Source organism: Pseudomonas sp. HD6515, assembly GCF_024971855.1.
Taxonomy (GTDB): domain Bacteria; phylum Pseudomonadota; class Gammaproteobacteria; order Pseudomonadales; family Pseudomonadaceae; genus Aquipseudomonas; species Aquipseudomonas alloputida.
This window is the reverse complement of record NZ_CP079827.1, coordinates 1240727-1262581: the sequence shown is the minus strand read 5'-3', so window position 1 is coordinate 1262581 and position 21855 is coordinate 1240727. Positions and strand designations below refer to the sequence as shown.

The window sequence follows — 21855 nt, the reverse complement described above, 5'->3', positions numbered from 1 at the left end:
CTCTTGATCCGTCAAGGGGGCGTATTCGCCCAGCGCTCGTAGGCTTCACGCGCCAACCGCGCCAGCAATGCCCGCTCGCTGCGATCGAAATCAGCCTTCAGTGCTTCACAGCGTTGCAGAAACTCGTTTTCGCTGATCACTTGCTCATCTACCTGAGCCTGCAGGGCCTCCATCCGCTGGTGCAGTGGCTGTACCAGGTCTTCAAATCGCTGCGCATGAAACTCGCGCGCGTATTGCTCCCAGAAAGGCCGCTGTGCCAACGAGGCAATCAGGGCATCCGTCGACTCATTTTGCAGAACCGCGTCCTGGACCCGCAGCAGGTCGCTGGTGGTTACGTTTGCAAAACTTGGGTAGTGCATTTCGTCGAGCTCGATCGGCAAGCCCAGCGGACGCGCAAGCCGCTGTCGGTAAAAAAGCCTTGTCTCGATTTCATCGATATGTGGGGCGTGCTCGGCATGCATGCGTTGCACGTGCAACGTCGCGTGGCGGTCGACCTCGTCCAGGCGAAACAAACCACGCGCCAGGCTCAGCAAACGAGCTTCCATCCGGCTGCCATGAGCATCTTCGACGGCGCGCAGTACCAAAACCCCAATTTCCATCTGCTCCAGCAACAGCAGCAGGCGGTCCTCACAACTGCGCCGGCCAGATGCCTCAAGAAACAATTGATGACGCAACTGCTCGTGCTGCTCACACGTTTCCAGAATCCGCCAGATTCGGCTGCGGTAATGCCCAGGGTGCTGTTCAAAGTCCTCGCCGTGGACGAAGTCTGCCAGAAAGCGGAACATTCCATCTGAATGCGGTTCCTCAAGCAGCGCTGTCCATATGGTCTGCTGGCGATCACGTTCAGCGTCGGCTGTGCTGTTGGCCCAGGTATTGAACAGGTCACTGTCAATGGCGCGATGGCGTGCGGACGCTGACCCCCACTGGCCCGGGGCCACACCTCGTGCCTCATCGAGCAGCAATGCGTCAGCTTCGCCAAGTGGGTTATCGTGCAAGGACAACTGGTGCACCTGCAGGCGCAGCTGCTGCAACTCTCGGCGCAGTGTGCGAATGTTGTTGTTACGCACGTCCACATGGGCACGAAATGAAATCTGCTCAGGCAACGCCTCCAGGCCGGCAGAGCGCAAGTTGACTTCACGCAAATTGCCCAGGCGCGTCAGTACCGGCGCCCTTCCCAACGGGTTGTGGCTGAGGTCCAGGTACCGCAGCGCACTCATCCCGGCAAGACGCAATTCACCGGCCTCATCCATTATCACGCTGTTGCGGCGCAGGTTTAGCTGCCGCAGGCGGGGCATATGTTCAATGCCGTGAGGGATCGCAGTCAGGCGATTGCCGGACAGGTCGAGCTCAATCAGGTTGGGAAAGCGTCGAAGAAAGTCCGCATTGATTTCACCAAGGCCCAGGTCACTGAGGATCAGCCGTCGCACATGATCAAAGCTCACCCCCTCCGGTAATTCGGGCAGACTCCCGATACGCTCTCCGCTGATGATCAGCGCGTAGTCCCCGGCCTCGTCGGTTATCTTGCGCCGCCAGCTTCGCCGTACGGCAGTAGCGACCCGACGGCGGCGCAGCGCGTCCAGTGGGTTACTGGCATCCCTGCGCCACTGGCGCAGGCTCTGACGCAGGCGCGCCAACTGCCCCGTCAGCTGGCTGTAGTGCTCCCACAACCCTACTCGCCGCTCCATGAGGTCAAGCAGATAGGCTTGTAGCTCCCCGTCTGTCATCGTCGGAAACACTTGGTGAATACCACGCCCTATGGCACGCCGACTGCTCTCGCCTCGCCCACTCAAGGCATACCCGATACGCCCATCTCCAAAACGGGTCGGGGGTCGAAGGCCAACGCCCAGGCGGGGCATGCCACAGAGCTCAGCCGCTTGGGTGCGATCCCCGGCAGCGGCCTCGATCAACAACGAGCCCAGGGCGCCTGGACTGACAGCGGCATCGCCGAGATCGGCTGTCTGCGTCTCGTCCAGCGCAGCCAACAGTGCCGCCAGGTAGGGGCCGGATGTACCTTGACCGGCGTAGCGATAGCCGTCGCCGCGGCGCACGATACACCGTACATCCTGCGCAGACTCTGCGCCGATACCGGACAGATACCGGCCACTCGGGCTACCTTCGCGCAGTTCGATGCGCAGGGTGTCCGGCCATTTCAGCTGACGCTCGAGCAAGCCCAAAGCCAGGCGTTCGGTGTCCGGATTGACGCAACGCGGCAGGCGCAAACCGGCACAGGCCCTGTCCAGACGGCTTTCGCGCAGCGACCATCGTGCACGCTCGGCCACTGCCAAAGGGATCCGCTGCGCGGTGCTGAGTGTATCGAGCTGCGCACCGCTGCATTGCTGAAGCAGCTCACGGGTACAGCGAGCCGACAGGCCGGGGAAAGTGCGCCGCAATATCCGCTCGATGCCATTGGGCTGCACTTGCCGATCAGCAACGTACTGCGCCAGTCGCGGCGCGCTGAAGTCCGGGTGTAACTCATGTGCCTGATAAAGCTCCAGGGCATCGAGCAACCGTGCAGGTGCGCCCATGTGCTCAACGTGTAAACGGCGAATCTGCGCTTCACTCAGCCCTGTCACCTGGAGCAGGTAGTCGCATGTCGGTTCCGGTAGCTCTGCCAGGGGCGTACTCAAACGGCGTACCAGATTGGCTCGCCCTTCCCAGTATTGGGGCGCTTCCAGTTCATGGCGCCAGCCGCCGGCGCCATTCTGCTCGATCACTGGCCGGTAGGCCCTGGGGCGACCAGGGTGCAGGATCCTGGAGCGACCATCCTGCGGATCCTCCATCACCCGATAACGCCCCTCATCGAGGTGCCACAACCATTCTTGTGCGCCGACACCCCGCAACGGTTGGGCATCGTAACCGGGCAGATCCGTGGCCATGAGCCTGACCTTGCCTGCGGAGGTGCACACCGGTGCCAAGTCATCCACGAAGGCCAGACGCTCAAGGGCACGCACGGCCACTTGGCTGCCGGCTGCGATCATCCCGCCGAGCACGACATTCTCGGCAACGTTGAACAGGTGGTTCAACGCCCCTTCGCGATCACCCATGCGCCAATCTTCATACCCTTCATACACTTCGTCAGCAATCTGAACCGCATTTGCCACCAGCAGCACTTCGCCAAGCACAGGCACGAAGGCCCCCGCCACATTCAGCAAGTTCATACCCAGCTCTTTGTAGCCCTGCATGCGCGCTTCGCGGTCTTCGTCATCTTCGACATCGGTGGGCACGGCGAGCACCTTGGCGTCATCCCTGATCTTGGCAAGGTGTTGCCGGCGCAGGTGTACGAACGGTGCGTCAGTGATCGGTGCAGAACGGGCGTCGAGTTCCACCCCGGCTGCCGATGCCTGCGCGACCCGTTCGTTTAATACCCGATAGAAATTGATGCGCTGACGCTCGTTAATGAAGCGCGCGAAAAAGCGCCGATAGGCCGGCGCACGGAAGCGCTTACCGAGGTACTTGTCGAGTGCATCCCAGCTGGCATGACGGGAGACGGGCTGATGAGGGTCATCGGGTACCCAGAGCACCACCGACTCCACTGCGCCCTCAGCTGACGGACGCACTTCCAGCGTCAGCACGCCTTGAACCGGGCGGCCCAGCAGGTACAACTGTCGGGGAACCACAGTGCCAACCAGCGCAGGCACCACCGGCTTTTCGGCAATAAGCGGCAACAGAAAAAAATACGTGCGCTCGTCAATGTCCTGTTTCAACGCAGCGACCCGCATCGCCACCTCGAAATGGGCCTTGAAACTCGCTTCGAACAGCCCGTGCAAGCGGGAAACGGCCTGGCCCGGTTCATCCTCCGGGCCATCTTCAGGCTGTAGATGGTGGGTGAGCAACGCCTGGTACTTGCCCCCTGCGTCAACCTCGCGACATGCGGAGGCAAACGCGTGGAAGCTCATCGGCAGGCGGTTACCGTTGCCATCGACCAGTTCACCTTTGAGCGTGAGCCCGGGGCGTGTCTCCCTGCGATGATAGTTATGCAGCGCCGCCTCCAGCAATGACCGCCTGGAACGACGAACATAGGTGGGCCGCAGCAGCGCAGGCGAAGCGCTGGGCAGCAACAGCCGCTGCGAGACCCTTACCCTCCAGCCCGTCACGTCCGGGTTGCTGAAGCCGCTCTTGCGCAGTTTCGTTTTGAGCAACGCTGCTGCGTAGGCCTGCAAAGAAGGGATGGCCTGGAGGATCGGGCCAAGCCGCGCATTGCAGTTCGCCTGCCGCCGCAGGGCGTTTCGTAACGCATCGAGCCTTTCCGGTTGCGCGTGGTCGACTAGCCATCCAGGCAAGTTTTGGGCAATCAGGCTATCGATGGAATCGTTCGGGGGCCGGTGCGGTGACATCTGTGGAGCTCTCCAGGCAAAGAGCAGAGCACACTACGTCTGCGCCCTTGCCGCGCACTGCATAGTTACCACACGCGATATCTGGATGTGCGGCGACCCATGCGTTCGGATAACCGAACGAGCAAGCGCTATTTATTCGGCCTGGCGAACCCCGGAGAGATGTCGAGACTGTCAAGCGCGAGCAATACAAGCGGTTTAAGGTCGACAGCAAGGCTTGGCACGAGTCATGCTCTACACTTGGTAGCCGAATGCACCCGCTTCTTGCTGTATTCGTTGAACGAAGAGTCCGCCAACGGCTCCATAAAAAAAACAAACACGTCGAGGAAAATTTGATGCGTATCGTTCGTCAATTGCTGGGCGCAGCCATCGCGGCTGCAGTCATCGCTTCGCCGGCCATGGCCGAGGAGCTCACCGGCACCCTGAAGAAGATCAAGGAATCGGGCACCATCACACTGGGGCACCGCGACTCCTCCATTCCATTTTCCTACCTGGCCGGCAAACCCGAGCCCGTCGGTTACTCGCATGACATCCAGCTGGCCGTCGTCGACGCGCTGAAAAAGCAACTGGGCACGGACATCAAGGTCCGTTACAACCTGGTCACCTCGCAAACCCGTATTCCGCTGGTGCAGAACGGCACCGTCGACCTGGAGTGCGGCTCCACCACCAACAACGTCGAGCGCCAGCAGCAAGTCGGCTTCTCGGTCGGCATCTTCGAAGTCGGTACCCGCCTGTTGACCAAGGTCAAGGACGGTCAGCCTGCATACAAAGACTTCCCGGACCTGGCCGGCAAGAACGTGGTGACCACCGCTGGTACCACCTCCGAGCGCATCCTCAAGGCGATGAACGCCGACAAGCAGATGAAGATGAACGTGATTTCCGCCAAGGACCACGGTGAAGCCTTCAACATGCTCGAAAGCGGCCGCGCCGTGGCCTTCATGATGGACGACGCCCTGCTCGCCGGTGAAATGGCCAAGGCGCGCAAGCCATCCGACTGGGTCATCACCGGTACGCCACAGTCGTACGAAATCTACGGCTGCATGGTGCGCAAGGAAGACGCTGCGTTCAAGAAAGCGGTCGACGACGCCATCGTGGCCTACTTCAAGTCGGGCGAAGTCAACAAGAGCTACGACAAGTGGTTCATGCAGCCGATCCCGCCTAAAGGCCTGAACCTCAACTTCCAGATGAGCGAAGAGCTGAAAAAACTGATCGCCGAGCCGACCGACAAGGCTGCGGACGAGAAGAAGTCCTGATCCTCAGCAAATAGTGGCCTGGTGCTCACAAGCACGAATCAATTCTGCAGGCCACTCATTAGTGTCTAACCTTTCATCCGAGGGCGCCTTGCGCCCCCGGATGCTCGAAGGTGCCCGTGAAACAACCGTCTGAGGGGAAATCCCGATGAATTACAACTGGGACTGGGGCGTGTTCTTCAAGTCCACCGGCGTGGGCAGCGAAACCTATCTGGACTGGTACATCACCGGCCTGGGCTGGACCATCGCCATCGCCATCACCGCCTGGATCATCGCGCTGCTGCTGGGGTCAGTCCTCGGTGTCATGCGCACCGTACCGAACCGCCTGGTATCGGGTATCGCCACCGCCTACGTGGAACTGTTCCGCAACGTGCCACTGCTGGTGCAACTGTTCATCTGGTACTTCCTGGTACCGGACCTTCTGCCAGAAGGCTTGCAGGAATGGTTCAAGCAGGACCTCAACCCGACCACTTCGGCGCTGATCAGCGTGGTCGTCTGCCTGGGCCTGTTCACCGCCGCACGCGTCTGTGAGCAAGTGCGTACCGGTATTCAGGCGCTGCCCAAAGGCCAGGAAGCTGCCGCCCGCGCCATGGGCTTCAGCCTCCCGCAGATCTACAACAATGTGCTGCTGCCGCAGGCCTACCGGATCATCATTCCGCCGCTCACCTCCGAGTTCCTCAACGTGTTCAAGAACTCCTCGGTGGCGTCGCTGATCGGCCTGATGGAGCTGCTGGCGCAGACCAAACAGACCGCAGAGTTTTCCGCCAACCTGTTCGAGGCGTTCACCCTGGCCACGCTGATCTACTTCACCCTGAACATGGGCCTGATGTTGCTCATGCGCATGATCGAGAAGAAAGTCGCCGTGCCTGGCCTGATTTCCGTGGGGGGCAAGTAAATGGAAATGGATTTCAGCGAAATCATCCCTGCCCTGCCTGCCCTCTGGGAGGGCATGGTCATGACCCTCAAACTGATGGTCATGGGCGTCATCGGCGGTATCGTGCTGGGCACCATCCTGGCCCTGATGCGCCTGTCGTCGAGCAAACTGCTGTCGAACGTGGCCGGCGCCTACGTCAACTACTTCCGCTCGATCCCGCTGCTGCTGGTGATCACCTGGTTCTACCTGGCGGTCCCGTTCGTGCTGCGCTGGATCACCGGCGAAGATACCCCGGTGGGTGCCTTCACCTCCTGCGTGGTCGCCTTCATGATGTTCGAGGCCGCGTATTTCTGCGAAATCGTCCGCGCCGGTGTGCAGTCGATCTCCAAGGGCCAGATGGGCGCCGCGCAAGCGCTGGGCATGAACTACGCGCAGACCATGCGCCTGATCATCCTGCCCCAGGCCTTCCGCAAGATGACCCCGCTGCTGCTGCAGCAGAGCATCATCCTGTTCCAGGACACCTCGCTGGTATACACCGTGGGCCTGGTCGACTTCCTCAACTCGGCACGCTCCAACGGCGACATCATCGGGCGCTCCCATGAGTTCCTGATCTTCGCCGGCGTCGTCTACTTCCTCATCAGCTTCTCCGCTTCGTGGCTGGTCAAGCGCCTGCAAAAAAGGATCACCGTATGATTTCCATCAAGAACGTCAACAAGTGGTACGGCGACTTCCAGGTACTGACCGACTGCAGCACCGAGGTCAAGAAAGGTGAGGTAGTGGTGGTTTGTGGCCCGTCGGGCTCGGGCAAGTCCACCCTGATCAAGTGCGTCAACGCGCTGGAGCCGTTCCAGAAGGGCGACATCGTGGTCGATGGCACTTCGATTGCCGACCCGAAGACCAACCTGCCCAAGCTGCGCTCGCGAGTAGGCATGGTGTTCCAGCACTTCGAGCTGTTCCCGCACCTGACCATCACCGAGAACCTGACCATTGCCCAGCGCAAGGTGCTGGGCCGCAGCGAGGCGGAAGCCACCAAGAAGGGCCTGGCGCTGCTCGAGCGTGTAGGCCTCAGTGCCCATGCCAAGAAACACCCCGGCCAGCTCTCCGGTGGCCAGCAGCAGCGCGTGGCCATCGCCCGCGCCCTGGCGATGGACCCGATCGTCATGCTGTTCGACGAACCCACCTCGGCACTGGACCCCGAAATGGTCAGCGAGGTACTGGACGTGATGGTTCAACTGGCCCAAGAAGGCATGACCATGATGTGCGTAACCCACGAGATGGGCTTTGCCCGCAAAGTCGCCAACCGGGTCATTTTCATGGACAAGGGCAGCATCATCGAAGACTGCACCAAGGAAGCGTTCTTCGGTGACCAGAGCGCCCGCGACCAGCGCACCCAGCACTTCCTCAGCAAGATCCTGCAGCACTGACCCGGCCACAGCTTCCGCTGCCACGGCCCCACCAGGCAGCGGAAGCTGGTCGTAACAAGGCCACTGTGATGAAATGCGATCCCTCGCTACTTCGCCCTGCCAAGCCTGCCGTGAATTCCCGCCTGATCCGTCAATTGCTGTTACCACCACTGATCATCCTGCTGATGGTCGGCCTGGGAATGGCTGGCTACCTGTTCAGCGAGAGCAATGGTATCCGCGCCCTCAGCGAAAACGGCGAACGCCAGCTGGAGCTGCATGCACGCACGGTCGAAAGCGAAATCAGCAAGTACACCTACTTGCCGAGCCTGCTGGAGCTGGAAGACAGCGTCTCGCACCTGCTCACCGACCCGGACGGCGCTTCACGCCAGACGGTCAACGAATACCTTGAAGGCCTGAACCGTCGCAGTCGCAGTCGGGCCATCTTCGTCCTCGACACCAATGGCCGGGTGCAGGCCACCAGCAACTGGCGCGATGCCGACTCGTTCCTGGGTGAAGACCTGTCGTTCCGCGCCTACTTCCAGACTGCCGTGCGCGGCGAGCCCGGGCGTTTCTACGGCATCGGCAGTACCACTGGCGAGGCTGGCTATTACCTGGCCCATGGGCTTGAGGAGCACGGCAAGATCATAGGCGTTGCGGTGATCAAGGTGCGCCTGGACACCCTCGAGGAGCGCTGGCAGCGTGCCCGCCTGGAGGCGTTCGTCAGCGACGAGAATGGCATCATCATTCTCTCCAGCGACCCGGCCCGCCGTCTTAAGTCGGTGCGCCCGCTGACCCCGCAAATCAAGGAGCGCCTGGCGCGAAGCCTGCAATACTACTGGTGGCCGCTGAACGAATTGCAGCCTCTGGCGCGGGAAACCCTGGCCGATGGTGTGGAAAAGCTGACCTTCCCGGCCAACACCGAAACCGCTCATGGAAAACCGCACGAAGTGGCGTACCTGGCGCAAACCAGCCGCCTGGTCGACACGCCCTGGCATTTCACCCTGCTGACCCCACTGCAGGACCTGCGTCGCGAATCCATGGTGCAGGGCATTCTGGTGGGCGTGGCCTTTGCCTTGCTGGCGATCCTCGGCATTGCCTGGAACGAGCGGCGCAAAGTGATCGCCACACGCCTGGCGGCCCGCGAAGCCCTTGAAGAGGCCAACAGCCAGCTGGAGCGGCGGATTGCCGAACGCACCGCCGACCTGCGCGCCAGCAACGAACGCCTCAAGGGCCAGATTCGCGAGCGCCGGCATGCCGAACAGACCTTGCGCCACGCCCAGGATGAGCTGGTGCAAGCAGGTAAGCTGGCCGCCATCGGGCAAATGTCTACCAGCATTGCCCACGAGCTGAACCAACCCTTGGCTGCGCTGCGCACCTTGTCTGGCAATACGGTGCGCTTCCTTGAGCGCGGGGCGCTGGAAACCGCCAGCACCAACCTGCGCACCATGAATGACCTGATCGACCGCATGGGCCGCATCACCGCCAGCCTGCGCTCGTTCGCCCGGCGCGGCGATGACAGCGGCCAGGCTTCACTGGCCAAGGCGGTAGAGGCCACCCTGCAGGTGCTGGCCAACCGCGTCAGTGCCTGTCACTTGCAATTGCACCATCAGTTCGAGGACCAGCAACTGGCCATCGACCAGACCCGCCTGGAGCAGATTCTGGTCAACCTGATCGGCAACGCCCTTGACGCGATGGCCGCGCAACCGCAGCCTGAGCTGTGGCTGGAAGGCGAGTTGCAGGGCGACAAGTACCGTTTGCAGGTGCGCGACAACGGCCACGGCATTGACGCCGAAGCGCGCAAGCACCTGTTCGAACCCTTCTTTACCACCAAACCGGGCGAGCATGGCCTGGGCCTGGGCCTGACCTTGTCGGCTTCCCTTGCCGCCGCCGCCAAGGGAAGCCTCAACGTCGAGCATCCCGCCACCGGCGGCACAGCCTTCGTCCTGGCCTTGCCCCTGGTTTCCCCCCCTAGCGAATCGGCAGAGCATCCATGAACCAAGCGCCTCTTACCGTCCTGATTGTCGAAGACGACCCGCATGTGCTGCTCGGCTGCCAGCAGGCGCTGGCCCTGGAGGATATCGCCTGCGAGGGCGTGGGCAGCGCCGAACAGGCACTGGAACGCATCGGCGACGATTTCGCCGGCATTGTCGTCAGCGATATCCGCCTGCCGGGTATTGATGGCCTGGAGCTGCTCAATCGCCTCAAGGCCCGTGACCGCAGCCTGCCGGTGGTGCTGATCACTGGCCATGGCGATATCGACATGGCCGTTGGCGCCATGCGTAACGGCGCCTACGACTTCATGGAAAAACCGTTCTCCCCCGAGCGCCTGGTCGATGTGGTGCGCCGCGCGTTGGAACAGCGCGGGCTGTCACGCGAAGTGGTGGCCCTGCGCCGCCAGCTGGCCGAGCAGAGCAGCCTGGAGGGACGCATCATTGGTCGCTCACCGGCCATGGAGCACTTGCGCGAACTGATCGCCAACGTCGCCGACACCTCAGCCAACGTGCTGATCGAAGGTGAGACCGGCACCGGCAAAGAGCTGGTCGCGCGCTGCCTGCACGACTTCAGCCGTCGCCAGAGCCACCCGTTCGTGGCACTGAACTGTGGCGGCCTGCCGGAAAACCTGTTTGAAAGCGAGATATTCGGCCACGAGGCCAACGCCTTCACCGGAGCCGGCAAACGCCGCATCGGCAAGATCGAACACGCCAATGGCGGCACGCTGTTCCTCGATGAAGTGGAGAGCATGCCGATCAACCTGCAGATCAAGCTGCTGCGCGTGCTGCAGGAGCGCACCCTGGAGCGATTGGGCTCGAACCAGAGCATCCCGGTGGATTGCCGGGTGATCGCCGCGACGAAGGCCGACCTCGATGCCTTGGGCCAGAGCGGCCAGTTCCGCAGCGACCTGTATTACCGGCTGAACGTGGTCACCCTGGAGCTGCCGCCGCTGCGTGAGCGCCGTGAAGACATCCTGCAGTTGTTCGAACATTTCCTGCAGCAGTCGGCCCTGCGCTTCGACCGCGAAACACCGACACTGGACAGTCAGACCCTGTCGCGCCTGATGGCCCATGACTGGCCGGGTAACGTGCGCGAGTTGCGCAACGTGGCCGAACGCTATGCCCTCGGCCTGCCAGCATTCAAGAAAGGCCCCAGCGGAGGTGCCAACCAAGGCCTGCTTTTTGCCGAGGCGGTGGAAGCATTCGAACGCAACCTGCTCACTGATGCCCTGCAACGCACGGGCGGCAACCTGAGCCAGGCCAGCCAGGAGCTGGGCATGGCCAAGACCACGCTGTTCGACAAAGTGAAAAAATACGGCCTCGGCTGACTTGAACCCAAACTGGAAAACAACGTGGACCTGGTATTCAAAGCGGCCCTGGGCGCAGGCGTGGTGCTGTTGCTGGCGGTGCTGTCGAAAACGCGCAACTACTACATCGCAGGGCTGGTGCCGCTGTTCCCCACCTTCGCCCTGATTGCCCACTACATCGTCGGCAAGGGGCGCAGCATTGCCGACCTGAAGACCACCATCCTGTTTGGCATGTGGTCGATCATTCCGTATTTCGTGTACCTGGCAACCCTGTATGTACTGGTCGACCGCTTGCGCCTCGAGGCATCGATGGCGCTGGCCACGCTGGCCTGGCTGATCGCCGCGACCGTGCTGGTGACTGTGTGGGTGCGGATGCACTGATCGAAAGCAGCCAGCGCAGATTCAGAGCCCTGCGATGTGCGTGACCGCTTGCCTGTGCGCCTGCAAATAAGGCAACACCGCCCCCAGTAACGGCGCCTTGAACGGCTCCTGAAAACGGTGCGCCAACCCCGGGATCAAGCGTAACTGGCTGCCCTGGATATGCGCCGCCAGGTGCACGCCATGCATCACCGGCAATAACGGATCAGCCGTGCCGTGTACCACCAGGGTCGGCACTCGCAACTGGTTGAGCAACTCGACGCGGCTCGGCTCGGCCAGTATCGCCATGATCTGGCGCTTGGCCCCGTCAGGGTTGAACGCCCGGTCGTAGGCCTGCGCCGCCTGCTGCAGCAACACTTCGCGGTCGTCTCGTACCTCAGGGCTGCCCAGGGCCGCCAGCAGGTCGGCCTGCTGCTCGATAGCCACTTCACGGTTCGGCGCGCTGCGCCGGGCCAGCAACTGCACCAACGCCGGGGCCGGCGCCGGCAGCCCCGCCGCCCCTGAACTGGACATGACCAGCGTCAGGCTGCGCACACGCTCAGGCGCCATCGCCGCCAGGTGCTGGGCAATCATGCCGCCCATGCTCACCCCCAATACATGAAACTGGCGCACGCCCAACGCGTCCATCAGGCGCAAGCCGTCATCGGCCATATCAGTCAGCGTATAGGGCGCCGACACGGGCAGGCCCAACTTGTAACGCAACAGTTCGAGCGTCAGGTTGGCGTGCGGTGGTACCTGGTTCCAGCGTGACAGGCCGACATCGCGGTTGTCATAGCGGATCACCCGAAAACCTTGGCGGCACAATGCCTCGACCACATCATCTGGCCAATGAATCAGCTGTCCGCCCAAGCCCATGACCAGCAGCAAGGCCGGGTCGCGTGGCGCACCGACGCTCTGGTACACCAGGCTGACGGCACCGAGTTCGGCACGCTGCACCGGCACCTGGGCGTCACAGCGCTGTTCGGCGAAACTCGCCGGAACGCTGAACAGGAAGAAAAGAAAAAGCCAAAAAGCCCGCATGAAAGAAACACCAGAATGCAGATCCCCAGTAGAGCGCGAGTCTGATGAATTCTGTTCGGGCGCGCTGCCACAGTTCGGTGACAGTTTCATGACTCCCGCCAGGCGGTGCGACGATCGCCCAGTCGACAGATGCCGCATCATGAGAGAAACTCAATTCATTCCCTGTTTCTTCAATTCCACACCCCGGAGTCATCTGTGCTGGAGATCCGTCACCTGAAAACCCTTCATGCCCTGCGCGAAGCCGACAGCCTGGTGGAGGCCGCCGAACGCCTGCACCTGACACAGTCGGCGTTGTCGCACCAGTTCAAGGAGCTGGAAGAGCGCCTGGGCCTCCCGATTTTCGTGCGCAAGACCAAGCCAATCCGCTTCACCAGCGCCGGGCTGCGTCTGCTGCAACTGGCTGATGCCACCCTGCCGTTGCTGCGCAGCGCCGAACGTGACATCGCACGCCTGGCCGGAGGCACTGCCGGACGCCTGCACATGGCTATCGAATGCCACAGCTGCTTCCAGTGGCTGATGCCGACCATCGACCAGTTCCGTGATGCCTGGCCGGAAGTGGAACTGGACCTGGCCTCGGGCTTTGCCTTCGCCCCGCTACCGGCCCTGGCCCGCGGCGACCTTGACCTGGTGGTGACCTCCGACCCGGTGGACCTGGCAGGCATCACTTATGTGCCGCTGTTCACCTACGAGGCGATGCTGGCAGTGGCCAACCAGCACCCGCTGGCCAGCAAGCCTTACATCGTGCCGCAAGACTTGCTCGACCAGACGCTGATCACCTACCCGGTGGAGCGCGATCGCCTGGACATCTTCACGCGCTTCCTGGAGCCGGCCGATATCGAGCCAGCCGCCGTGCGTACCTCGGAGCTGACGGTGATGATGATGCAGCTGGTGGCCAGCGGCCGTGGCGTATGCGGCATGCCGCATTGGGCGCTGCACGAGTACAGCTCGCGCGGCTATGTGAAGGGCAAACGCCTGGGCGAGAAAGGCTTGTTTGCCACGCTTTATGCCGCCGTACGCACCGACATGCTCGATGCCCCGTACATGCGCGACTTTTTGCTGACGGCCAAGGACACCTCGTTCGCTACCCTCGACGGCGTCAGCGCGGTGCGTTGAGCGCCTGGCGATACAGCGGCAGGATCAAGTCGCGGGTCAGGGGAGCCAGTGGCATGACGGGCGCCTGATCTGCAGCCAGCCAGACCACCTCCTCGATCTCTGCGGCCGGCACCACGGCAGCGGCGCTGTCGACACGGAACAGTTCAGCTTGCACTTCGAAGCCTGGTTCGTTGGCGGCGGGGGCACTGAACTGGCCCAGGTGCATGGCCTGAGCCGGGTCGATGCGCAGGCCCAGTTCCTCCTGCAACTCGCGCACCAGCGCCTGTACCGGCGTTTCACCGGCATCGATCTTGCCGCCTGGCTGCATGAAAGCCTCGGTGCCACGCTTGCGCACCAGCAGCGTGCGGCCCTGAGGGTCGATCAGCAGGGCGGCGGCGATGCGGATGATGTTGGGCATGAAGTGGGCTCGCTGAATAAAATGACCCGCGAGGATCCCATGGGGTCATTGGCCTGACAAGGCCGGTCATTCCTGTGTCGGCCTGGCAGACGAGCGGCCCCTTGCCAACCTGTTGCACACCCTCCATAAACACCACATGAACCTGCCCGCCAAACACCACCCGGTGCTCGAGCTGTTCCACCCTGCCGTCAGCACCTGGTTCCGCCGCCGCTTCGCCACGGTCACCGATGCCCAGGCACAGGCCTGGCCGTTGATCCACGCCGGGCAATCCATGCTGCTGGCCGCGCCGACCGGCTCAGGCAAGACCCTGAGCGCTTTTCTGGCCGTGCTAGATGAGCTGCTGCGTGAAGGCATGAAGCACCAGGGCGAACTGCCCGCACAGACACTGGTGATCTACGTTTCACCTCTGAAGGCCCTGTCCAATGACATTCGTCTGAACCTGCAGGCCCCGCTCGAAGGCATCAGCCAAGCCATTGCAGAGCAAGGCCTGAACGCCCCACGCATCACCACGGCGGTACGCACCGGCGATACTCCGCAGAAGGAACGCGCCGCCATGCGCAAGCTGGCCCCGCACATTCTGGTGACGACCCCCGAATCGCTTTACGTGCTGATGGGCTCGGCGTCTGGCCGTGAAGGCCTGGCCTATGTGCACACGGTAATCGTCGACGAAATCCATGCCTTGGCCGGTAACAAGCGTGGCGCCCATCTGGCCCTGACCTTGGAACGCCTGCAAGCCTTGTGCAAAAAGCCACTGCGGCGGATCGGCCTGTCCGCTACCCAACGCCCGGTCGAACGGGTGGCGCAGTTTCTGGTGGGTAGCGGGCGCCCCTGCGCCATTGTCGATATCGGCCATGCCCGCAAGCGTGACCTGGCCATCGAAGTGCCGCCGGTACCGTTGGGGGCGGTGATGGCCACTGATGTCTGGGGCCTGGTGTATGACCGCTTGGCCACCCTTGCCCGTGAACACCGCACCACGCTGGTATTCGTCAATACCCGGCGCCTGGCCGAACGTATCACCCGCCACCTCAGCGACCGGCTGGGCAAGGAGGCGGTTGCCGCACACCATGGCAGCCTGTCCAAAGCGCTGCGCCTGGATGCGGAGCAGCGGCTCAAGAGCGGCCAGCTCCAGGTGCTGGTCGCGACCGCATCGCTGGAGCTTGGCATTGATATCGGCGATATCGACCTGGTCTGCCAGATCGCCTCGCCGGGCTCGATTGCCGGCTTCCTGCAACGGGTTGGCCGCGCTGGACACCAGGTCGATGGTGTGCCGAAGGGGCGCCTGTTCCCCACCTCACGCGATGACCTGATCGAATGCGTTGCCTTGCTTGACTGCGTTCGACAGGGCGAACTGGACGCACTGCACATCCCCCGGGCACCGCTGGATGTGCTGGCCCAGCAGATCGTCGCAGAAGCCAGCAACCAGGCCTGGCACGAACAGGATCTGCTGGATTGCCTGCGCCAGGCCACACCTTACGCCGAGCTTGACCAGCACCATTACCAGGCCCTGCTGCGCATGCTCGCCGAGGGCTACAACGGCCGCCAGGGTGTGCGCAGTGCCTACTTGCACCGTGACGCAGTGAGCGGCACGCTGCGTGGCCGACGTGGCAGCCAACTGACCGCGCTGACCAGCGGCGGCACCATCCCCGACAACGCCGACTACGCCGTGTTGCTGGAACCGCAGGCGCTGAACATCGGCAGCGTCAATGAAGACTTTGCCGTGGAAAGCATTGCCGGCGATATTTTCCAGCTGGGCAACGCCTCCTATCGCATTCTGCGCGTCGAGCCGGGCCGGGTGCGGGTAGAGGATGCTCATGGCCTGCCACCGACCATTCCGTTCTGGCTGGGTGAAGCGCCGGGGCGCAGTGACGAGCTGTCTGCCGCCGTGGCCCGGCTGCAGGCGCGAATCGACCAGCAACTGGCGCAGGCAGGCGGCGACACGGTGGAGGTACTGGCCTGGTTGCAGGCGACCTTCGAACTGGACGAAGCTTGTGCGGGCCAGTTGCTCGACTACCTGGCCCGCACCCGTGAAGTGCTTGGCGCCCTGCCCTCGCAGGATACGCTGGTGATGGAACGTTTTTTCGATGAGTCCGGCGGGACCCAACTGATCATTCATTCACCCTACGGTAGCCGCATCAACCGCGCCTGGGGCCTGGCCCTGCGCAAGCGCTTCTGCCGCACCTTCAACTTCGAACTGCAGGCTGCCGCCAGCGAGGACGCCATCGTGCTGTCTCTGTCGACCAGCCACAGTTTCGAGCTGGACGAAGTGTGGCGTTACCTGAACAGCCGCAGCGCCGAGCCGATTCTCATCCAGGCCCTGCTCGATGCACCGCTGTTTGGCGTGCGCTGGCGCTGGAATGCAGGCGTGGCCATGGCACTGCCGCGCTTTGTGGGCGGACGCAAGGTGGCGCCACAAATCCAGCGCATGAAGAGTGAGGACCTGGTTGCCGCCGTGTTCCCCGACCAGATCGCCTGCCTGGAGAACATCGTCGGCGAGCGGCAGATTCCCGACCATCCGCTGGTCGAGCAAACCCTTGACGATTGCCTGCACGAGGCAATGGACAGCGAAGGCTGGCTGGCCCTGCTGCGGCGCATGGAAAGCGGTGCAGTGCGCTTGCTGTGCAGGGATTTGCCCGCCCCCTCGCCGCTGGCTTCAGCGATTCTCAATGCCCGGCCTTATGCCTTTCTGGACGATGCGCCACTGGAAGAACGACGTACCCAGGCGGTACTCAACCGGCGCTGGAACGACGTGCACAGTAGCGACGACCTGGGCGCGCTGGACGCTGATGCCATTGCTGCCGTAGCGGCCGAGGCCTGGCCACAGCCGGCCAATCCCGACGAAATGCACGAAGCATTGATGAGCCTGGGTGCCATCGGTCAGGTCGAGGTAGATGCCAACCCCTGCTGGGATGTGCTGCTAAGGCAGCTGGCCAAGGCCGGGCGTGCCTTGCGCCTGCCCGATGACAAGCTCTGGTTGGCCCGCGAACGCCTGAACCTGCTGCTGGCACTGTACCCCACAGCGCACAGGGAGCCAGCGCTCGAACGGCTCGCTGGCTTCGACCAGCCCATCGAGCCCGACAACGCACTGAGCGAACTGCTGCGCGCCCGCCTGAGCGGCCATGGCCCACAGACCCTGGCGCAAATCGCTGCGCCATTGGGCAAACCGGTAACCGATATCGAACAGGCGCTGGCCCGCCTGGAAGCCGAAGGCTATGTGCTGCGCGGGCATTTCAGCCCAGGTGCCACTGACCTGCAATGGTGCGAACGCCACTTGCTGGCGCGCATCCACCGCTACACGGTCAAACGCCTGCGCCGCGAGATCGAACCGGTCAGCCTGCAAGACTTCATGCGCTTTCTGTTCGATTGGCAGCACCTGGCGCCTGACGAGCGCCTGCGTGGTCCGCAGGCGGTGGCCGAAGTGCTGGGCCGGTTACAAGGGTTCCCCAGCGCCGCAGCGGCCTGGGAGGCGGAGCTGCTGCCGGCGCGTATCAAAGACTACAGTCCGCACTGGCTCGACGAAGCCTGCCGAAGCGGCCAGTTTGCCTGGAGCCGGCTGGCGGCAACAGTGGCGAGCAGCACGTTGACCAGTACCCCACTGGTGTTGCTGCCGCGGGACCAGTTGAACACGTGGCGCAGCCTGGCGCCCGCACCTGCTGTCGACGCCCTTGGCCTACGTGCGCAACGTGTGCACGAAGCGCTGAAAACCCAGGGTGCGCTGTTCTTCGATGAACTGGCACATGAGGCACACCTGCTGCCCAGTGAACTGGAAACTGCACTGCAGGAGCTGGTGGGCTCGGGCCTGGCCGGGGCGGACAGTTTCACTGGCTTGCGCAGCCTGATCACGCCTGCAACCAAGCGCAGCTCACGTAACAGCCGCCGAGGCCACCCGCCGCTTTCCAGCAGCATGGCGCATGCCGGACGTTGGGCCCTGCTGCGCCGCAGCGATGCGCCACCGGATCACGACCAGCGCCTGGAGCACATTGCCCGCACGCTGCTGCGCCGCTATGGCGTGATCTGCTGGCGGCTGTTGGCGCGCGAGAGTGATGTACTGCCGCCCTGGCGTGAGCTGCTGCGCTGCTATCACCGATTGGAAGCGCGTGGCGAGATCCGGGGCGGGCGCTTCATTGCCGGGCTGGCCGGTGAACAGTTCGCCTTGCCTGAGGCGGTAGTATTGCTGCGGCAAGTGAGACGACGTGAACCGGACGGAACGCTGCAGGTGGTGAGCGCCGGTGACCCGCTGAACCTGATCGGCTCGTTGCTGCCCGGGGCGAAAGTGCCGGCAGTGATTGGCAACCGGCTTCTGTATCGCGACGGGATACCGGTGGCGGTGCGGATGGCCGGGCGTTACGCGTATCTGGTCGAGGCGTCCGCACAGGATCAGGAAAGCTGGCGGCAAAAACTGCTGCGCGACACCCTGTAGGAGCGGGTTTACCCGCGAATACGGTGGCGGCGGCAACGGTGAACGGCGGGTGAAATTGGCCAGCAGGCCCGGCCCCTTCGCGGGTAAACCCGCGCCTACGACGGCCTGCGCCCAATCATCAATGTGTGTCCACCACCGATCTGCGTTGCGACCAGGCAATTTGGCTCGGGTCGAGAATGATTTTCGCTACCCCAATTTTATTTTGCAGTGCCCGGCAACTTGGCTATGGTCGGGGTTTGCCCCCAGGCCCTGAGCCTGACCGCGCCATCGCAAGGACCCTGTATGAGCCTGTCACTTCTCAGTCGTTATGCCTTCTTCGCCGCCTGTGTGCTGTTCACCCTGGCGAGCCTCCCCTTCAGCCACCACGAATGGTTGTGGCCGTTCACCCTGACCACAGGCATTCTCAGCCTGATCGGCCTGTTCGACCTGCTGCAGCAGCGCCACGCCGTCCGCCGTAACTACCCGGTTCTTGGCAACATCCGCTATCTGGTCGAGGCCATTCGCCCGGAAATCCGCCAGTACCTGCTGGAGTCCGACAGCGATGCCCTGCCCTTCTCCCGCGCCCAGCGTTCGCTGGTGTATGCCCGGGCGAAGAACGAAGCCTCGGACAAACCTTTCGGCACCCTGATCGACGTATATGAATCCGGTTTCGAGTTCATCGGCCACTCCATGCGCCCGGCACCGCTGGCCGACCCAGCCAGCTTCCGCGTCATCGTCGGTGGGCCGCAGTGCAGCCAGCCGTACTCCGCGTCGATCTTCAACATTTCGGCCATGAGTTTCGGCTCACTCAGCGCCAATGCCATCCGTGCGCTCAACCAGGGCGCCAAACTGGGCAATTTCCACCATGACACCGGCGAGGGCAGCATCAGCCCCTACCATCGCGAGCACGGTGGTGACCTGGTGTGGGAACTGGGCAGCGGCTACTTCGGGTGCCGCACGCCAGATGGGCGCTTCGATCCCGAACGTTTTGCGGCCCAGGCGCGCAGCCCTCAGGTGCGCATGATCGAGATCAAGATGAGCCAGGGTGCCAAGCCTGGCCATGGCGGCATACTGCCCAAACACAAGGTCACCCAGGAAATTGCCGAAACCCGTGGCGTGCTGATGGGCGAGGATTGCATCTCACCGTCGCGCCACAGCGCCTTCTCGACACCGATCGAAATGATGCAGTTCATCGCCCAGTTGCGTGAACTGTCCGGTGGCAAGCCAGTGGGGTTCAAGTTCTGCCTGGGCCACCCGTGGGAATTCATGGGCATCGCCAAGGCCATGCTGGAAACCGGCATCCTGCCCGACTTCATCGTCGTCGATGGCAAGGAAGGCGGCACCGGCGCAGCGCCCGTGGAGTTCACCGACCATATCGGCGTGCCACTGCGTGAAGGCCTGCTGTTCGTGCACAACACCCTGGTCGGCCTGAACCTGCGCGACAAGATCAAGCTGGGCGCCAGCGGCAAGATTGTCAGCGCCTTCGACATCGCCAGCGTGCTGGCCATTGGCGCCGACTGGGCCAACTCGGCACGGGGCTTCATGTTCGCCATCGGCTGCATCCAGTCGCAAAGCTGCCACACCAACAAGTGCCCGACCGGTGTGGCCACGCAAGATCCGCTACGCCAGCGTGCGCTGGTGGTGCCCGACAAAGCCCAGCGGGTGCTGAACTTCCATCACAACACGTTGCGTGCCTTGGCAGAAATGCTGGCGGCGGCCGGCCTGGAGCATCCGGCACAACTGGAGGCCAAGCACCTGGTGCGGCGCATTTCAGCCACCGAGATCAAGCTGTTCTCGCAGATGCATGTGTTTTTGAAGCCAGGTGAGCTGCTGACCGGCGAGGTGAACGGGCAGTTCTATTCGCGGATGTGGCAACTGGCCCGGGCGGACAGTTTCGAGCCGCACAGCGAAGTGGCGGCCTGAGAGAACGCTGGGGCCGCAAAGCGGCCCCACGTCAGGTCAGGAGGCGGTACTCGTCACACCTTGTGCGTCTTTCGGCGCCAGGCGGAACGTGTAATACAGCACTGTCAGCAACACTAGGAACGCCGGGCCGATGTACAGGGCCACACGCGTGTCCTCGAAGTACGCCATCAGCCCGACCACCAGCACCAGGAAGGCCAGTGCCAGATACGAGCTCAGCGGCCACAGCCACATGCGGTACTTCAGTGCCTTGCGCTCGGCCGTGGTAAGACCGGCACGGAACTTCAGCTGCGCCAGCAAGATCATCACCCAGGTCCAGATCGCACCGAAGGTGGCGATCGAGGTCACCCAGACGAAGACCTTTTCTGGCACCAGGTAGTTGGCCAGCACGCCCAGCAGCAACGCGCCGATCGACAGCAGCAGCGCATTGCGTGGCACGCCGTTCTTCGAGGTGCGGGCAAAGGCCGCCGGCGCCTGGCCGTTCTGCGCCAGGCTATAGAGCATGCGCCCGGTGCTGAAGATGCCGCCGTTGCACGACGAAAGCGCCGCCGTGATGACCACGAAATTGATGATGCCGGCAGCGGTCTTGATGCCGAGGCGCTCGAAGGTCATGACGAACGGGCTGCCCTGGCTGCCGATTTCGTTCCACGGGTAAATCGACAGGATCACGAACAACGCGCCGACGTAGAACAGCAGGATGCGCCAGAACACCGAGCCGATGGCCTGGGGAATGGTCTTTTGCGGGTTGCGTGCTTCACCGGCGGTGAGGCCGATCATTTCCACACCCAGATAGGCGAACATCACCATCTGCAGCGACATCAGCACGCCGGTCACGCCATTGGGCATGAAGCCGCCGTTGCTCCACAGGTTGGAGATCCCCACTGCCACACCGTCATTGCCAAAGCCGAAGGCAATGATGCCGATGCCGCCAAGCACCATGGCGATGATGGTGACGATCTTGATCAGCGCGAACCAGAACTCGAACTCACCAAAAGCCTTCACCGCCACCAGGTTGACCGCGCCCATGCTGCCCAGCGCCGCCAGGGCCCAGATCCAGCGCGGAACGTCGGGGAACCAGATGCCCATGTAGATGGCCACTGCCGTGATTTCGGCAACACAGGTCACCAGCCACAGGAACCAGTAGTTCCAGCCGGTCAGGAAGCCCGCCAATGGGCCAAGGTAATCCTGGGCATAACGGCTGAACGAGCCGGCGACGGGGTTGTGCACGGCCATTTCACCAAGGGCGCGCATGATCACCAGGATGGCCAGGCCGCCGATGATGTAGGACAACATGATGGCCGGACCGGCCATTTCGATCGCCTTGGCCGAACCGAGGAAAAGACCGACACCGATACAGGCGCCCAGCGCCATCAGGCGGATGTGCCGTTCGCCCAGTTCACGCTTGAGCGGGCCGCCTTCTGTGGCCTGGCCGTGGGCAGAGTGGTTGCCGACTGGCATAGCAATACAACCTCATT

General features: G+C 62.9%; 14 protein-coding genes. 10 read left to right on the top strand and 4 right to left on the bottom strand.

Features of this window, described 5'->3' with window-relative positions; genetic code table 11:
* Positions 1–11: 11 nt before the first annotated feature.
* Positions 12–4334 (bottom strand): NEL-type E3 ubiquitin ligase domain-containing protein, encoded by a 4323-nt coding sequence (locus tag KW568_RS05810; protein WP_004575667.1) that lies wholly within the window; start codon positions 4332–4334, stop codon positions 12–14.
* A gap of 332 nt (positions 4335–4666) precedes the next feature.
* Between KW568_RS05810 and KW568_RS05805 the strand changes: the two genes are divergently transcribed.
* The 7 genes from KW568_RS05805 (at position 4667) to KW568_RS05775 (ending at position 11537) form a co-directional block, all read left to right on the top strand.
* Positions 4667–5584 carry a glutamate/aspartate ABC transporter substrate-binding protein gene (locus KW568_RS05805; RefSeq protein ID WP_003254967.1) on the top strand — a complete coding sequence of 306 codons (918 nt, stop codon included), beginning with the start codon at positions 4667–4669 and terminating at the stop codon, positions 5582–5584.
* A 145-nt stretch (positions 5585–5729) separates the two neighbouring features.
* Positions 5730–6476 carry an amino acid ABC transporter permease gene (locus KW568_RS05800; RefSeq protein ID WP_003254968.1) on the top strand — a complete coding sequence of 249 codons (747 nt, stop codon included), beginning with the start codon at positions 5730–5732 and terminating at the stop codon, positions 6474–6476.
* A complete protein-coding gene (locus tag KW568_RS05795) occupies positions 6477–7148 on the top strand; it encodes an amino acid ABC transporter permease (RefSeq protein WP_003254970.1) in 672 nt (223 codons plus the stop codon). It abuts the gene before it with no gap.
* Positions 7145–7879 (top strand): amino acid ABC transporter ATP-binding protein, encoded by a 735-nt coding sequence (locus tag KW568_RS05790; RefSeq protein WP_003254971.1) that lies wholly within the window; start codon positions 7145–7147, stop codon positions 7877–7879. Before KW568_RS05795 ends, KW568_RS05790 begins: the two co-directional genes overlap by 4 nt.
* Positions 7880–7947: 68 nt before the next feature.
* Positions 7948–9852 (top strand): ATP-binding protein, encoded by a 1905-nt coding sequence (locus KW568_RS05785; RefSeq protein WP_259537865.1) that lies wholly within the window; start codon positions 7948–7950, stop codon positions 9850–9852.
* Complete coding sequence (locus tag KW568_RS05780) at positions 9849–11177, top strand: sigma-54 dependent transcriptional regulator (RefSeq protein ID WP_003254975.1); 1329 nt, start codon at positions 9849–9851, stop codon at positions 11175–11177. Before KW568_RS05785 ends, KW568_RS05780 begins: the two co-directional genes overlap by 4 nt.
* Positions 11178–11201: 24 nt before the next feature.
* Positions 11202–11537, top strand: coding sequence for a GlpM family protein (locus tag KW568_RS05775; protein WP_003254977.1), 336 nt, complete (start codon positions 11202–11204; stop codon positions 11535–11537).
* Between the two features lie 21 nt (positions 11538–11558).
* Here the strand turns inward: KW568_RS05775 and KW568_RS05770 are convergent, their stop codons facing one another.
* On the bottom strand, positions 11559–12554 hold the full coding sequence (locus KW568_RS05770; RefSeq protein WP_003254979.1) for an alpha/beta fold hydrolase: 996 nt from the start codon (positions 12552–12554) through the stop codon (positions 11559–11561).
* Positions 12555–12749: 195 nt separating this feature from the next.
* On the opposite strand from KW568_RS05770, the gene metR reads away from it, so the two are divergent.
* Positions 12750–13667 (top strand): transcriptional regulator MetR, encoded by a 918-nt coding sequence (gene metR / locus KW568_RS05765; protein WP_003254981.1) that lies wholly within the window; start codon positions 12750–12752, stop codon positions 13665–13667.
* Here metR and KW568_RS05760 read toward each other — a convergent pair.
* On the bottom strand, positions 13651–14064 hold the full coding sequence (locus tag KW568_RS05760) for an NUDIX domain-containing protein (protein WP_003254983.1): 414 nt from the start codon (positions 14062–14064) through the stop codon (positions 13651–13653). The two genes, metR and KW568_RS05760, sit on opposite strands and share 17 nt — an antisense overlap.
* Before the next feature lie 136 nt (positions 14065–14200).
* On the opposite strand from KW568_RS05760, the gene KW568_RS05755 reads away from it, so the two are divergent.
* Complete coding sequence (locus KW568_RS05755) at positions 14201–18481, top strand: DEAD/DEAH box helicase (protein WP_004575668.1); 4281 nt, start codon at positions 14201–14203, stop codon at positions 18479–18481.
* A 282-nt stretch (positions 18482–18763) separates the two neighbouring features.
* Entirely contained in the window at positions 18764–20383 is a 1620-nt protein-coding gene (locus KW568_RS05750) for an FMN-binding glutamate synthase family protein (protein ID WP_004575669.1), read from the top strand.
* A 36-nt stretch (positions 20384–20419) separates the two neighbouring features.
* Here KW568_RS05750 and KW568_RS05745 read toward each other — a convergent pair whose 3' ends face one another.
* Entirely contained in the window at positions 20420–21838 is a 1419-nt protein-coding gene (locus KW568_RS05745) for an amino acid permease (RefSeq protein ID WP_003254987.1), read from the bottom strand.
* Positions 21839–21855: the final 17 nt, after the last annotated feature.